Annotated in this window: 13 protein-coding genes; 1 reads left to right on the plus strand and 12 read right to left on the minus strand. The window is 46.8% G+C overall.

Features of this window, described 5'->3' with window-relative positions:
• Window positions 1-6: 6 nt before the first annotated feature.
• The 3 genes from SB724_RS07575 to rpsU form a co-directional block, all read right to left on the minus strand.
• Entirely contained in the window at window positions 7-1,323 is a 1,317-nt protein-coding gene (locus SB724_RS07575; RefSeq protein ID WP_410570665.1) for an NfeD family protein, read from the minus strand.
• Between the two features lie 122 nt (window positions 1,324-1,445).
• Window positions 1,446-1,892, minus strand: coding sequence for a GatB/YqeY domain-containing protein (locus SB724_RS07580; protein ID WP_007408278.1), 447 nt, complete (start codon window positions 1,890-1,892; stop codon window positions 1,446-1,448).
• A 14-nt stretch (window positions 1,893-1,906) separates the two neighbouring features.
• Entirely contained in the window at window positions 1,907-2,080 is a 174-nt protein-coding gene (rpsU, locus tag SB724_RS07585; protein WP_003152957.1) for a 30S ribosomal protein S21, read from the minus strand.
• Between the two features lie 171 nt (window positions 2,081-2,251).
• Between rpsU and SB724_RS07590 the strand changes: the two genes are divergently transcribed.
• Window positions 2,252-3,178: a Na/Pi symporter gene (locus SB724_RS07590; RefSeq protein ID WP_265971263.1), complete on the plus strand. Its 927-nt coding sequence runs from the start codon at window positions 2,252-2,254 to the stop codon at window positions 3,176-3,178.
• Between the two features lie 39 nt (window positions 3,179-3,217).
• On the opposite strand, the gene mtaB is transcribed toward SB724_RS07590, so the two are convergent.
• The 9 genes from mtaB to lepA form a co-directional block, all read right to left on the minus strand.
• Window positions 3,218-4,573: a tRNA (N(6)-L-threonylcarbamoyladenosine(37)-C(2))-methylthiotransferase MtaB gene (gene mtaB / locus SB724_RS07595; protein ID WP_045208275.1), complete on the minus strand. Its 1,356-nt coding sequence runs from the start codon at window positions 4,571-4,573 to the stop codon at window positions 3,218-3,220.
• Window positions 4,573-5,343 carry a 16S rRNA (uracil(1498)-N(3))-methyltransferase gene (locus SB724_RS07600; RefSeq protein WP_410570669.1) on the minus strand — a complete coding sequence of 257 codons (771 nt, stop codon included), beginning with the start codon at window positions 5,341-5,343 and terminating at the stop codon, window positions 4,573-4,575. Before SB724_RS07600 ends, mtaB begins: the two co-directional genes overlap by 1 nt.
• Before the next feature lie 22 nt (window positions 5,344-5,365).
• Entirely contained in the window at window positions 5,366-6,301 is a 936-nt protein-coding gene (gene prmA / locus SB724_RS07605; protein WP_014418413.1) for a 50S ribosomal protein L11 methyltransferase, read from the minus strand.
• A 23-nt stretch (window positions 6,302-6,324) separates the two neighbouring features.
• A complete protein-coding gene (dnaJ, locus tag SB724_RS07610) occupies window positions 6,325-7,452 on the minus strand; it encodes a molecular chaperone DnaJ (RefSeq protein WP_003152895.1) in 1,128 nt (375 codons plus the stop codon).
• Window positions 7,453-7,638: 186 nt separating this feature from the next.
• Window positions 7,639-9,477, minus strand: a complete 1,839-nt coding sequence (gene dnaK, locus SB724_RS07615; RefSeq protein WP_007408273.1) for a molecular chaperone DnaK — start codon at window positions 9,475-9,477, stop codon at window positions 7,639-7,641.
• A gap of 24 nt (window positions 9,478-9,501) precedes the next feature.
• Window positions 9,502-10,077 (minus strand): nucleotide exchange factor GrpE, encoded by a 576-nt coding sequence (gene grpE / locus SB724_RS07620; RefSeq protein WP_003152892.1) that lies wholly within the window; start codon window positions 10,075-10,077, stop codon window positions 9,502-9,504.
• A 59-nt stretch (window positions 10,078-10,136) separates the two neighbouring features.
• Window positions 10,137-11,168 carry a heat-inducible transcriptional repressor HrcA gene (gene hrcA / locus SB724_RS07625; protein WP_003152889.1) on the minus strand — a complete coding sequence of 344 codons (1,032 nt, stop codon included), beginning with the start codon at window positions 11,166-11,168 and terminating at the stop codon, window positions 10,137-10,139.
• Window positions 11,169-11,248: 80 nt separating this feature from the next.
• The gene (hemW, locus tag SB724_RS07630) at window positions 11,249-12,388 is read right to left on the minus strand and encodes a radical SAM family heme chaperone HemW (RefSeq protein ID WP_410570672.1); all 1,140 of its coding nucleotides are present in this window, start codon (window positions 12,386-12,388) and stop codon (window positions 11,249-11,251) included.
• Window positions 12,389-12,447: 59 nt separating this feature from the next.
• Window positions 12,448-14,283 carry a translation elongation factor 4 gene (gene lepA / locus SB724_RS07635; RefSeq protein WP_045208281.1) on the minus strand — a complete coding sequence of 612 codons (1,836 nt, stop codon included), beginning with the start codon at window positions 14,281-14,283 and terminating at the stop codon, window positions 12,448-12,450.
• Window positions 14,284-14,311 lie beyond the last annotated feature (28 nt).

A 14,311-nucleotide genomic window follows, 5' to 3' on the forward strand; every position in this document is an offset into this window, starting at 1 on the left:
TATCATCTATATTTCTCTCACGACAATGCGTGAGCCTTCCGCTTTCACTACTTTCACCTGTCTGTCTTTTTCAGTGAATGATCCTTCCGAGACGACATCCAGACGTTCATCATCAATAATGACGGTGCCTGACGGTCTGAGGGCTGTAGCGGTAATGCCGACTTTTCCCAACAGTTCCGTCCGGTTCTGATTTGAAACATAACCGCTCTCCGTGCTTGTTGAATCAGTTAATATTAATTTTTTAAAGAATTTCATTCGTTTCCCCAACACCCTTGTTAATATGATAAAGGCTGTAATAGACACAGCAATGGCGATCAAGAGAGAAACCGCCATTACGGTAAAGCTGCCCGCAGCGAGAAAGAGGCTCGCGATGACGCCTGCAATACCGATAAGACCGATTATGCCTCCGGGCAGGAATATCTCTAAAAGGATAAAAACGAAGCCCGCGCAAAATAAGAATACGCTGTCATAGCCGGCGAATCCGGCAGCGATATGCCCGGTGAAAAACAGCAGCATGGCCGTCAGTCCGACGGCACCCGGTATCCCGAGGCCCGGCGAGAACAATTCAATGGTCAAACCAAGCAAAGCAAGCGTTAATAAGACGGGGACAACAAACGGATTTGTCAGCCATCGGCCCAGTTTGCCGACGAAACCTTCTTCTGCATGGTGAACATCCGCTTTGTCAAAACCGAGCTTTGTATATAAAGCATCAAGGTCTGAAACCGTGCCCTCCGAATATCCGACTTCCTTAGCTTTTTCAGCTGTCAGTGTCAGCAGTTTTCCCTTTGGGGCGCCCGCTTCCTTTGCATTAATGGCGGGATCTGCCATGGCCAGGGCGTATTTCGGATTTCGGTTGTTTTTAACCGCTGCGTCCTCCATTTCTGCATGCCACAGTGATTGGGCCTTTTTGTCCGCCGCGTTTCCTTTTCCGTCGATGATGGCTGCGGCACCCATTTTTCCGCCCGGCGCCATATAGATTTCATCTGCCTGAAGCGCTATATACGCTCCCGCAGAAAGCGCCCGTTTATTAACGTAAGCGGTAACAGGCACATCCGCGCGGCCGATGATATCCGCAATATCCAAGGCTGATTGAACGGCGCCTCCCGGTGTATTGATGTCAAGAATAATGTGTGACGCGCCGGACTCCTTCGCTTCTTTGAAAGAACGCGATAAAAACGAGGCGAGCCCCTGTTCGACATTTTTCTCAACCGGGATGACATAAACCGATGGGTGATCAGCTTTCGCGTTCAATTGAACCCCTAATAAAGATAATACAAATAAGCCCAATAGAGCAACAGCAATTCCGGTTTTTTTTCGGAACAAGGCAAATATACCCTCCTTCCCGTTTCGTTCTTCTTTATATACGTAACAAATGTACTTTAGTTTCATTTTTTTATGTATAAAAAAAGACATCTCTCAAGGAAAGATGTCTTTTTTCTTGTCAATTAAGATAATTGACTGCTGACAAGTCTGTTAATTACGCTGCCGTCAGCTTTACCTTTTACTTTAGGCATAATAGCACTCATCACTTTGCCCATGTCCGCTTTGGAGCTCGCACCGACTTCAGCGATGGTTTCATTTACGATTGTCTGCAGCTCTTCTTCAGAGAGCTGCTTCGGTAAATAAACTTCTAAAATGTCCAGCTCTTTTTGAACTTTATCTACTAAATCTAAACGATTAGCGTTTGAAAATTCATGGAGGGAGTCTTTACGTTGCTTAAGTTCACGAGATAGGACAGTAAGTTCCTCATCCTCGGTCAAACTGTCTTTCTTAAGCTTAATTGCTTCGTTTTGAAGTGAAGCTTTCACCATTCGAACGACAGTCAGTTTGTCTTTCTCACGGCTTTTCATATACAGCTTCATATCTTGGTTAAGTCGCTCAAGAAGACTCATAAATCCACCCTCTTTTAGAATTTGCGTTTTCTAGCAGCTTCTGACTTTTTCTTGCGCTTTACGCTAGGTTTTTCATAAAATTCGCGCTTTCTTGCTTCTTGCAAAGTACCTGTCTTTGATACACTGCGTTTGAAGCGACGAAGAGCATCTTCAAGCGATTCGTTTTTTCTAACGACCGTTTTTGACATTCTCTTTCCCTCCCTCCGAATACACCAATCGACTACCTTTAAAAAGATACATATATAAACATGTACTTTGACATTATAATATAAGCCATCAGTCAGGTCAACTAAGCGAGCTCACTTTTCCGTCATGAATAAGGCTGCTTGTCTATATAATGATGGAAAGGGGTGTTTCGTTTGATTATACTGATTCTCTTTACCGCACTTATCCTGGTTTTTTTACTCGGAATGAGCCTGCTCAGGCAGGGGCTGATCGCATTAACGTATTCAAAAATTGAGAAAAGCCTGCTCTTATTTACCGACCACCCTTTGAAAGCTTTTCTCATAAGCATCGTGTTCACTGGTTTTCTTCAGAGCAGCTCAGCCTTCATGGTCATTGTCATCGGCTTTGTCAGTGCGGGCGCTTTATCTTTTAAACGGACCATTCCGATGATTCTCGGCACGAATGTCGGCTCAACGTTTACGACGGAGTTTTTAGCCATCAAGATGGATGTGCTCATTTGGGTGCTTTTTATCGGAGGCCTTGTGTTTATCCTCCTCCGTAAATATCCGTTCAGGCAGATCGGCATAAGCTTCCTCGGTCTCGGCATCATCTTTTTTTGCATCACATGCTTCAGCCGGCTCGCCGTTCCGCTGACAGAAATGAAGGCGGGGGCGGAGGTTTTGCGACATGTGAATGATTCGAGCTGGTCCGCTCTTTTTATCGGTATGATATTGACCGCAATCATTCATTCAAGCTCCGTCTGCATCGGCATTTTGATGAGTTTTATGAACGAAGGGGTGATCGGCATTGAACAAGCGGTCAGCGTCGTTCTGGGATCTAATATCGGGACATGCGTCACGGCCGTCATGGCTGCTGTTTCAGGCGGTTATGCCGCCAGACAGACCGCCGGTGCTCACGTTGTGTTTAATATTCTCGGCGTGCTGCTCGTATTTCCCTTCCTGTCCGCATCAGCAGGTTTTACGGAGCGCCTGTCTGATGATCCCGCGCAGATGATTGCGCATTTCAGCCTGTTATTTAACGTAGTCACCGCCCTATTGTTTCTGCCGTTCACACATTTGTTTTACCGGCTGATTGACAGGCTGATTCCTCCGAAACCTTAAAAAAACCGATGCGGGAAGGCACCGGTTTTTTTAAATATGTTATGAAGACATGCGCATGTTTCGGGTCATTTCATCCTCAACGACGCGGACGAATTGTCCTTCGTTATACGGATAACCCGCTTTTTGAATTTTGACTTTGACAAGTTTGCCGATTAGATCTTCCGTGCCTTTGAAGACGACTTTCATGTAATTGTCCGTATAGCCGACGAACATGCCGTCTTCATCAGACTCTTTAAACGCCTCTTCCGGAATGATTTCCAGAACCTCTCCTTCATAATCGGAGGCGTATTCTTTGGCAAGCTGGTCAGACAGCGCGATCAGCTTATGCACCCGTTCGTTTTTCACGTTCTCGTCAACCTGGTCTTCCATTCTGGCCGCAGGTGTTCCGGTGCGTTTGCTGTAAGGGAATACGTGAAGCTCTGAAAACTTATGTTCTTTAATGAACCGATATGTTTCCATAAATTCTTCTTCCGTTTCACCCGGGAAACCGACGATGACATCAGATGTGACGGCCAGACCCGGCAGCGCTTCTTTCAGCTTATTTAAACGGTCCGCGAAAAATTCCATCGTATATTTGCGTCTCATCCGTTTCAGAACGGTGTTTGATCCTGACTGAATCGGGATATGAAGGTGGCGGACGATTTTATCAGACGCATCCAGCACTTCAATTACTTCATCAGTGATTTGGCTTGCTTCAATAGATGAAATTCTGATCCGCTTCAGTCCTTCTACACGTGTATCAAGCTCGCGGAGAAGCTTGGCGAAATTATAATCTTTCATATCTTCGCCGTAGCCGCCCGTATGAATCCCCGTCAGGACGATTTCTTTATAGCCGGCATCCACCAGCTGCTGCGCCTGTTTAATGACTTCTTCCGGATCGCGGGAACGAAGCAGGCCGCGCGCCCAAGGGATAATGCAGAACGTACAGAAGTTGTTGCAGCCCTCTTGGATTTTTAACGACGCTCTTGTGCGGTCAGTAAAAGCGGGAACATCCAGCTCTTCAAACACGCGTGCTTTCATAATATTGCCGACGCCGTTGATCGGCTGGCGCTCTTCCCTGTACTGCTCAATGTAACCAAGCATTTTTTCACGATCCTGCGTGCCGACGACGATGTCAACACCCGGGATGGCCATAATTTCTGCCGGAGAGGTTTGCGCATAGCACCCTGTTACGCAGATGACGCCGTCAGGATTTTGGCGGATCGCCCGTCTGATGACTTGACGGCTTTTTTTATCTCCCGTGTTTGTTACCGTACATGTATTAATGACATATACATCTGCTGTCTGTTCGAATTCTTTTCGTTCATAACCCGCATCTTTAAACAGCTGCCAGATTGCTTCTGTTTCATAATGGTTGACCTTGCAGCCAAGGGTATGAAAAGCAACAGTTGCCATTACTGATCACCTCTTAATAACTCTGTATGATAGGAAACTGCGCTTAACGCGTAAAGAGGCGCAGTTTCAGTCCGTAAAATTCTCGGTCCGAGGCCGCATAAGACGGCGCCTTTTTCTGAAAGCTGATGAACTTCAGACTCGGTCAGACCGCCTTCAGGGCCGAATACGATTAAAAGAGACGAACCTTGCGGAAGGCTTTTGAGCTCCGCGGCGAAAGCGCCCGTTTCTCCCTGCTTTGATGACTCCTCGTATGCAACGACACATTTATCGACATTCTCCGTCATTTCAAGCAGCTGCCGGAACGTATGAACGGTTTTCACTTCGGGAATTTCATTGCGGTACGATTGCTCCGCCGCTTCCTTCGCGATTTTCGCCCATCTCTCCCGTTTTTTCTTTGCCTTTTTGTCGTCTAGCTTAACGACGGATCTGGCGCCTTGAAAAGGGATGAACATACTTGCCCCCAGCTCGGTCCCTTTTTGGATAATCCATTCAAGCTTATCGCCTTTCGGAAGGCCGCTTGCGATCCTGATCTTCAAAGGCAGTTCACGGTTTTCACCCGTCCACTCAGCAATGCTGCATGATATATGATCTTTAGAAACCTCTTTAAGCAGGCAAAACGCTTCATGGCCGTCTTTCGAACAGCAGATAATCCGGTCTCCCGCACTCATTCTCATGACGTTCGCTATATGGTGGACGTCTTCCCCCGTGATTTGAAAATCAGGAGTTTCGTCCATCTCCTGCTTCGTGAGCTCGATAAAATATCGTTGCATACGCTGTGACACCTACTAACTGTTATTTTTTCGCGATGATGCTGACCCAATCTTCCATAGACAGAATTTCTATGATGGTAAAGCCGGCTTTTTCCAACGCTTCTTTTACTTCCTGTTTTTTCTGGCCGATAATGCCTGAAGTAATAAAATGGCCTCCGTCTTTGAGCAGGTCGTACGCCTGTGATGTAAAGCGGAGAATCACTTCTGCCAAAATATTTGCGACAATGACATCATGTTCGCCCGTGATGCCGTCTAACAAATTGTTCTGCTTCACTTCGGCCGTATCACTCACTTTGTTCAATTTCACATTCAGACGCGCGCTTTCAACAGCGACCGGATCAAGGTCATACGCATGAACCGATTCGGCCTCAAGCATGGCGGCCGCGATGCTTAAAATTCCTGAACCGGTGCCGACATCAATGATACGGTCGCCTTTTTGAACGATACGCTCAAGCGCCTGAATGCACAGAACTGTTGTCGGATGCGTTCCCGTACCGAATGCCATACCCGGGTCCATTTCGATAATCAGTTCATCTGTATGAACAGGTGTATACGTTTCCCATGTGGGAACGATCGTGAACTTTTCAGAAATTTTCACAGGATGATAATACTTTTTCCAAGCTGTCGCCCATTCTTCTTCATTAACTTCAGAAATGGTGATTTTATTTCTGCCCAAATCAATGTCGTACAAAAGCAGATTATTAATCGTCTCTTTAATGCCGTCCACCGTTTCGCCGAGGAAACTGTTGATCGGCAGATACGCTTTGACAATGACACCCTCATCGGGGTAATCATTGGGGTCGAGCTGGTAGATTTCCCCGTAAACATTCTCACGCTCTTTCATTAAATCAAGCGGATCTTCGATGACAACCCCGCTCGCACCAGCTTCATGCAAAATATTTGAGATGGGTTCGACCGCTTCATGTGTTGTGTGAATGCTGATTTCGGACCATTTCAAAACTACCAACTCCTATCCAATCATTACTCGCCTTTAAATGCGCGTTTTACTTTGTCAAAGAAACTCATTTCTTGTTCATCCGGCAGGTTTCCGCTGACTTCAGCGAACTCGCGGATGATGTCTTTTTGTTTATCTGTCAGATTCGTCGGTGTGACGACGCGGACGACAATGTGCTGGTCGCCTTGTCCGTAGCCCCGGACGTTCTGAACGCCTTTGCCTCTTAATCTGAATTTCGTGCCGGTTTGTGTGCCGGCAGGTATTTTCAATTTCACTTTTCCGTGAAGCGTCGGCACTTCCACTTCGTCTCCGAGTGCCGCTTGGGCAAACGTTAACGGCATTTCGCAATAAATATCGTCTCCGTCGCGCTCAAAGAACTCGTGGGCGCGCACATGGAATACGACAAACAGATCTCCCGCAGGCCCTCCGTTTACGCCCGGTTCACCTTGGCCCGGAACGCGCAGCTGCTGTCCGTCATCCACACCGGCAGGAATCGTGACATTGATTTTTTTCCGTTTTTTCACTTTGCCCGTGCCGCCGCAGTCAGAACACTTGTTTTTGATGATTTTTCCTGTTCCTTCACAGTGGTGGCAGACTCTTCGGTTAACCACTTTGCCAAACGGCGTGTTCTGTTCGACGTTCAGCTGGCCTGAACCTCCGCAGTGCGAGCACGTATCCGGCTTTGTTCCCGGCTTCGCGCCAGACCCTTTACATGTTTCGCAATTCTCTTCGCGCGGAATTTCAATGATCGTTTCTTTTCCGAAAGCCGCGTCTTCAAATGACAGGGTCATTGTATACTGCAGATCCGCGCCTTGCCGCGGCGCATTCGGGTCACGGCGTCTCGTGCCGCCTCCGAAGATGCTTGAGAAGATGTCATCGAAACCGAAGCCGCCGAAGTCTCCGCCGCCTCCGAAACCGCCGCCGAATCCCTGGTTAGGGTCTGTATGGCCGAATTGGTCATATTGAGCGCGTTTTTGGTCGTCTGAGAGCGCTTCGTACGCTTCTTTTACCTCTTTGAATTTTTCATCTGCTCCGGATTCTTTATTGATATCAGGATGATATTTTTTTGAAAGCTTCCGATAGGCTTTTTTGATTTCATCCTTTGAAGCGCTCTTACTTACCCCAAGCACTTCATAGTAATCACGCTTACTCATCTCGCTTCACTCTCCCGAATTTCTCACATAAATTAGATTGTATCATTTTGAATTATGTTTTTTCAATTCCTTTTATCCCGGGCAAGAAAAAAAGTCAAAGCCAAGAGATGCCTGACTTTGACTTTCTGTCTGTTGAATCAGAATATGCTGTGTGTTCTTCCGCCTATAGCCTATGCGGGAAAGAACTTATTTTTTCGTTTCGTCGTCTTTTACTTCTTCGTACTCCGCATCGACAACGTTGTCATCCGCTTTTTTACCTTCAGCGTTTGCTCCGCCTTCAGCCTGCTGCGCTTTCGCCGCTTCTTCGTAAAGCTTCATAGAAAGCTCTTGAACGATTGTTTGAAGTTCATCTTTTTTCGCTTTGATGTCTTCAATTTCGTTTTTCTCGATAGCGGCTTTCAGCGCATCTTTCGCGTCGTTTGCTTTTTTCACTTGCTCTTCGTCCACTTTGCCTTCCAGATCTTTTAATGTTTTTTCCGTTTGGAACACAAGCTGGTCAGCTTCGTTGCGGACTTCGATTTCTTCTTTTCTCTTCGCATCAGCGTCAGCGTTTTCTTCCGCTTCTTTTACCATGCGTTCGATCTCATCATCAGAAAGACCTGAAGAAGATTTGATTGTAATATTTTGTTCTTTTCCTGTGCCTAAGTCTTTCGCTCTTACGTTTACGATACCGTTTTTGTCAATATCGAAAGAAACTTCGATTTGCGGTACGCCGCGCGGTGCAGGCGGGATATCAGTAAGCTGGAAGCGGCCGAGCGTTTTGTTGTCGGCAGACATCGGGCGCTCACCTTGAAGAACATGGATATCAACAGCAGTTTGGTTATCAGCTGCAGTTGAGAATACTTGAGACTTGCTCGTCGGAATTGTCGTGTTGCGGTCGATCAGTTTTGTGAACACGCCGCCCATTGTTTCAATACCGAGAGAAAGCGGTGTAACGTCAAGAAGAACAACGTCTTTTACGTCTCCCGTGATGACGCCGCCTTGAATTGCAGCACCAAGCGCTACAACTTCATCAGGGTTTACGCCTTTATGCGCTTCTTTACCCGTTTCTTTTTTGATTGCTTCCTGTACGGCAGGAATACGTGTAGATCCGCCGACAAGGATAACTTTGTCGATTTCGCTCGCAGAAAGATCCGCATCTTGAAGAGCCTGACGGACAGGAGCCATTGTGCGCTCAACAAGGTGAGCGGAAAGCTCTTCGAATTTAGCGCGGGTCAGTGTCAGCTCAAGGTGAAGAGGACCTGCTTCTCCCGCCGTGATAAATGGTAAAGAAATTTGTGTAGATGATACGCCGGAAAGATCTTTTTTCGCTTTCTCAGCCGCATCTTTCAAACGCTGAAGCGCCATTTTGTCTTTTGAAAGATCAATCCCGTTTTCTTTTTTGAATTCTGCTACGAGATGATCGATGATGACTTGGTCAAAGTCGTCCCCGCCAAGACGGTTGTCACCGGCAGTTGAACGGACTTCAAACACGCCGTCGCCAAGTTCAAGAACAGATACGTCAAACGTACCGCCGCCAAGGTCGTAAACAAGAATTGTTTGGTCTTCGTCCGTTTTATCAAGTCCGTATGCAAGCGCTGCTGCAGTCGGCTCGTTGATAATACGCTCTACTTCAAGACCGGCGATTTTACCGGCATCTTTTGTCGCTTGGCGCTCAGCATCGTTGAAGTATGCAGGAACCGTGATAACGGCTTTTGAAACTGTTTCACCGAGGTAGCTTTCAGCATATGCTTTCAGATGCTGAAGGATAATAGCTGACACTTCTTGAGGCGTGTAGTCTTTTCCTTCGATTTCCACTTTATAGTCAGTACCCATATGGCGTTTAACAGACATGATTGTGTTAGGATTTGTGATTGATTGGCGTTTCGCCACTTCCCCTACTTGGCGCTCGCCGTTTTTAAATGCAACGACTGACGGAGTCGTACGGTTTCCCTCAGCGTTGGCGATGACTGTAGGCTCTCCGCCTTCAAGCACTGCCACACATGAGTTTGTCGTACCCAAGTCAATTCCGATTACTTTACTCACTTTGAATTACCTCCTGCTATGTAGTTATTGATTCACTTTTACCATTGAAGGACGGATGACGCGATCCTTCAGTTTGTAGCCTTTTTGCAGTTCTTCGATAACAATATTGCTGCCGAAGTTTTCATCTTCCACCTGCATGACGGCTTGGTGAAGGTTCGGATCAAATTCCTGACCGACAGCTTCGATGGCCTCTACGCCTTCTTTTTCAAGTGCGTCCATCAGCTGGCGGCGGACCATTTCCATACCTTGCAGCAAGCTTTTTGTCTGCTCGCTTTCAGCTTCTACCTGTAACGCCCGTTCAAAGTTGTCGAGAGCCGGAAGGATTTCCGTTACGACGTTTTGAGAACGGTATTTCTGAGCAGCTTCCATTTCAAGGCGGCTGCGTCGTTTATAGTTTTCAAAGTCTGCTTGAACACGCAAAAGCTTGTTTTCTTTTTCATCAAGCAAACCCTGCAATTCATCAATTTGGTGCTGAAGGGCTTCTTCCTGACCTGCCGTTTCTTCATGCTGCTCTTGTGAAGCGGCTTGTTCTGCCTGTTCTGTCACTTCTTCTTGTTCTGCTGCTTCAACCTGTTCTGCGGTTTGTTTTTCTTCTGACATTGTGTTCACCTCCCTCAAATGCTGTAAAAAGATGACTGAAAATGATTGCCAAAATTCCCTTATTCATCATACAAACTTGTGAATGCTTTTGACAAGTCCGAAGTCACGTGCTGCAGCAGGCTGACGACTCTTGAATAATTCATGCGCGTCGGCCCGATAATCGCGATTGATCCGATCTGTTTCGTATCAACTGTATAGGTGGCCGTGATTAAGCTGCAGTTTTCCATTTCTTCGTAGTCGTTTTCTTTCCCGATTTTGATTGAAATCCCGGCTTTTGATGACTGAAACAGCTTCAGAACATCCTGCTCTTTTTCAATTAAAGATAAGAGCGAGCGGACCCTTTCAATATCATGGAATTCCGGCTGATTCAGCATGTTGATCTTTCCGCCGAAAAACAATTTCTCAACGTGTGCCGCCGGATGGAATGTGGAGCGGAGCGATTCAAGTATGCTGTCATAGTTGGCGATATGCTGCCTTAAATAGGTGACAACCTCTTTGAAAATGCGCTCATTCAGTTCGTCCATCGGCACGCCCGCTAATCGATCGTTTAATATATTGACCAGTTTTTCAATATCGGCCAAATCTACTTTAGCCGGGAAATTGATGGTGCGGTTTTCGACATGCCCCGTGTTCGTGACGAGGATGGCGACCGCCTTATCCGGCTGGATCGGAACGATTTGAATCTGTTTAAGATAGTTCTCGCTCAGCGTCGGCCCGAGGACAATCGATGTGTAGTTTGTCAGATCGGACAGGATTTGCGCTGATTTTTGGACTGTTTTTTCCAGCTCGAAGATTTTTTCTTTAAATATCGAGTGAATTAAATCCAGATCGGTTTTTGTCAGCTTGACGGGTGACAGCAAATGATCGACATAATACCTGTACCCTTTTTCCGACGGAATCCGTCCTGAGGATGAATGGGTTTTTTCAATAAAGCCCAATTCCTCCAAGTCAGCCATCTCGTTTCTGATCGTTGCAGAGCTGAATGTAATCTCGTCTTTTTTTGAAAGAGTTCTTGATCCTACAGGCTGCGCTGATTGTATAAAATCATTAATGATCACTTGCAGGATCAACAGCTGACGATTTGTTAACATCATCATCACCCCTGTTAGCACTCAAGGTCAGCGAGTGCTAATTCTATATCAAAAGTAACAAACCAAAAGAAAAATGTCAATTATAACTCACCCAAAAAAGCGCCAAAAACCTCATTTCCTAATAATTTGCCCTCATGCGTTAATGCAACCGATTCTTCCGTGTCACAGATCAGGCCTTTTTCGGTTAAATCTTTGAGAACATCGGAAAACAGTTCGTCGACCGAGCGTCCGAATTTATCGAGAAAAGCTTGCTTTTGTACGCCGGACATTTTTCTGAGACCGAGGAACATTTCTTCTTCAATCTGCTCCTCACGTGTCACCTCGTGCGTGTCACGATAAGGCAGCCCCTTTTCTTCGATGAGCTGCATGTAATGTTTCACAGGCCCGGCGTTGACGGTGCGCGTGCCGCTGATATATCCGTGAGCGCCTGCGCCAAAACCGAAATACTCTTCATTGCTCCAATACGTCAGATTATGCTGCGACTCGTATCCGGGCTTTGCAAAGTTACTGATCTCGTATTGACGGATGCCCGCTTCACTCATCTGCCTCATGACCGTTTCATACATCTCGGCCTCTTGTTCTTGCGCCGGGAGATGCAGGCGGCCTTTTTGCATTAAATTATAAAACACCGTTTTCGGCTCTACGATCAGCGAGTAAACGGAATAGTGCTCCGCATCAAGAGACAAAGCCGTTTTGACGGAATTGTCAAGATCGGCCAGCGTCTGCCCCGGCAGGCCGAACATCAAATCAAGACTGATGTTGCCGAAGCCGAGAGCCCTCGCACGTTCAAAGGAAGTGAATACGTCCTTTTGTTTATGCACTCTGCCGATTTTTTGTAAAAGCTCATCTTCAAAGGTTTGAACACCGAAGCTCAGCCGGTTGACACCGGCATTTTTCATGATTTTTAATTTTTCCGGGGACAAATCATCCGGATTCGCTTCCGCGGCAAATTCTATGAGTCCGTCAGAAGGCTTCAGCACGCGGTGAATGGAATCCATCAATTTTTCCAGCTGGACGGGTGAGAGCGATGTCGGCGTGCCTCCCCCGATAAAGATCGTACGGAGATCAGGGCGTCCCGTCCGTTCTATTGTATTTATCATTTCCTTTTCGAGTGAGTTTAAGTACTCATCGACAGGCTGGCTCTGAATAAAATATTTATTGAAATCGCAATAGTGGCAGATATGCTCACAAAACGGAATATGAATATAAGCTGATTTCATTTTGAAACACCTTCTTCTTTACAGAAAGAAGCCGCAGCGCGGGACTGCGGCGGCTTCCGTTATTTTTTCGGGCTGTCATCCATTTTAAGAACGGCCATAAACGCTTCCTGCGGCACTTCTACTGAGCCGACCTGCTTCATCCGGCGTTTTCCTTCTTTTTGTTTTTCAAGAAGCTTCCGTTTCCGCGAGATGTCTCCTCCGTAACATTTTGCAAGGACGTTTTTCCGCATGGCCTTAATGGTTGAGCGGGCCACGATTTTCTGTCCGATCGCTGCTTGAATCGGTACTTCAAAGTGCTGGCGCGGAATGAGCTCTTTCAGTTTTTCTACAATTACTTTTCCGCGTTCGTACGCGTAATCGCGATGCACGATAAATGAAAGGGCGTCGATTTTTTCTCCGTTCAGCATAATGTCCATCTTGACAAGTTTAGACGGTTTGTAGCCGATCAGTTCGTAATCAAAGGACGCGTAGCCTTTTGTGCTTGATTTCAGCTGATCAAAAAATTCATATACGATTTCCGCTAATGGCATGTCATAGACAATGCTGACACGATTTGCGTCTAAATATTGCATGTCGATAAAATTGCCGCGTTTTCCTTGGCAAAGCTCCATCACCGCACCGACATAATCGTTCGGCACCATCATTGTCGCTTTTACATAAGGTTCTTCCACCCGCTCTATTTTTTGGGGATCAGGCATGTTTGACGGGTTATCCACGATGACCTTTTCGCCGTCCGTCATATATACGTCATAAATAACGCTCGGCGCGGTCGTAATAAGATCAATTTTAAATTCCCGTTCAATCCGCTCTTGAATGATCTCCATGTGAAGCATTCCTAAAAAGCCGCAGCGGAAACCGAAGCCGAGGGCTTGTGACGTCTCCGCCTCGTATTGAAGAGATGAATCGTTCAATTCAAGTTTTTCCAGAGCCTCGCGCAAATCATTATATTTGGCTGTGTCAATCGGATAAAGTCCGCAGTATACCATCGGATTGAGTTTGCGGTAGCCCGGAAGCGCTTCTGCCGCAGGCTTAACCGCGCTCGTGATCGTATCACCGACACGGGTGTCGCCGACGTTTTTGATTGCGGCTGTCAAATAGCCTACGTCACCGACTGTCAATTCGTCAGCCGGCTGCGCTTTCGGCGTGAAGACGCCGACTTCGATGACTTCAAACTCTTTTCCGGTTGCCATCATTTTAATTTTCTGGCCCGGTTTGACCGTTCCTTCTACGACTCTGATATACGCGACGACTCCGCGGTACGCGTCATAAAGCGAGTCAAAGATGAGCGCTTTCAGCGGAGCTTCCGGGTCTCCCGCGGGAGCCGGCACTTTTTCTACGATCTGTTCTAAAATGTCTTCGATGCCGATGCCCGCTTTCGCTGAAGCGAGGACGGCGTCTGAAGCGTCAAGGCCGATAACGTCCTCAACCTCTTGACGCACACGTTCTGGCTCTGCGCTCGGAAGATCGATTTTATTAATGACAGGAAGAATCTCAAGATCATTATCAAGCGCCAGATAGACGTTCGCCAATGTCTGCGCTTCTATTCCCTGAGCCGCATCAACAACGAGAATCGCGCCTTCGCAGGCAGCCAGGCTTCGCGATACTTCATATGTAAAGTCGACGTGTCCGGGCGTGTCGATGAGATGGAATATATATTCTTCTCCGTCTTTTGCTTTGTATTTCAGCTGAACGGAATTTAATTTGATGGTAATTCCCCGTTCGCGTTCAAGGTCCATTGAATCAAGCAATTGTTCTTTCATTTCCCGCTGGGTGATCGCCGATGTTTTTTCTAAAATCCGATCCGCCAAGGTCGATTTGCCGTGGTCTATGTGGGCGATGATGGAGAAATTCCGGATTCTTGACTGCCTCTCTAAACGCTTTTCTTTATCTGTCACAATCTATCACTCCTACTATTAAACGCAA

The organism is Bacillus sp. SIMBA_031, assembly GCF_046535225.1.
GTDB classification, from domain to species: domain Bacteria; phylum Bacillota; class Bacilli; order Bacillales; family Bacillaceae; genus Bacillus; species Bacillus velezensis.

Excerpts from the sequence above, each read along its gene's own strand:
- hemW (WP_410570672.1), bottom strand. The coding sequence starts at position 12,388 with ATGAAATCAGCTTATATTCATATTCCGTTTTGTGAGCATATCTGCCAC.
- SB724_RS07600 (WP_410570669.1), bottom strand. The coding sequence starts at position 5,343 with ATGCAACGATATTTTATCGAGCTCACGAAGCAGGAGATGGACGAAACT.
- rpsU (WP_003152957.1), bottom strand. The coding sequence starts at position 2,080 with ATGTCAAAAACGGTCGTTAGAAAAAACGAATCGCTTGAAGATGCTCTT.
- hrcA (WP_003152889.1), bottom strand. The coding sequence starts at position 11,168 with ATGTTAACAAATCGTCAGCTGTTGATCCTGCAAGTGATCATTAATGAT.
- SB724_RS07580 (WP_007408278.1), bottom strand. The coding sequence starts at position 1,892 with ATGAGTCTTCTTGAGCGACTTAACCAAGATATGAAGCTGTATATGAAA.
- mtaB (WP_045208275.1), bottom strand. The coding sequence starts at position 4,573 with ATGGCAACTGTTGCTTTTCATACCCTTGGCTGCAAGGTCAACCATTAT.
- grpE (WP_003152892.1), bottom strand. The coding sequence starts at position 10,077 with ATGTCAGAAGAAAAACAAACCGCAGAACAGGTTGAAGCAGCAGAACAA.
- dnaJ (WP_003152895.1), bottom strand. The coding sequence starts at position 7,452 with ATGAGTAAGCGTGATTACTATGAAGTGCTTGGGGTAAGTAAGAGCGCT.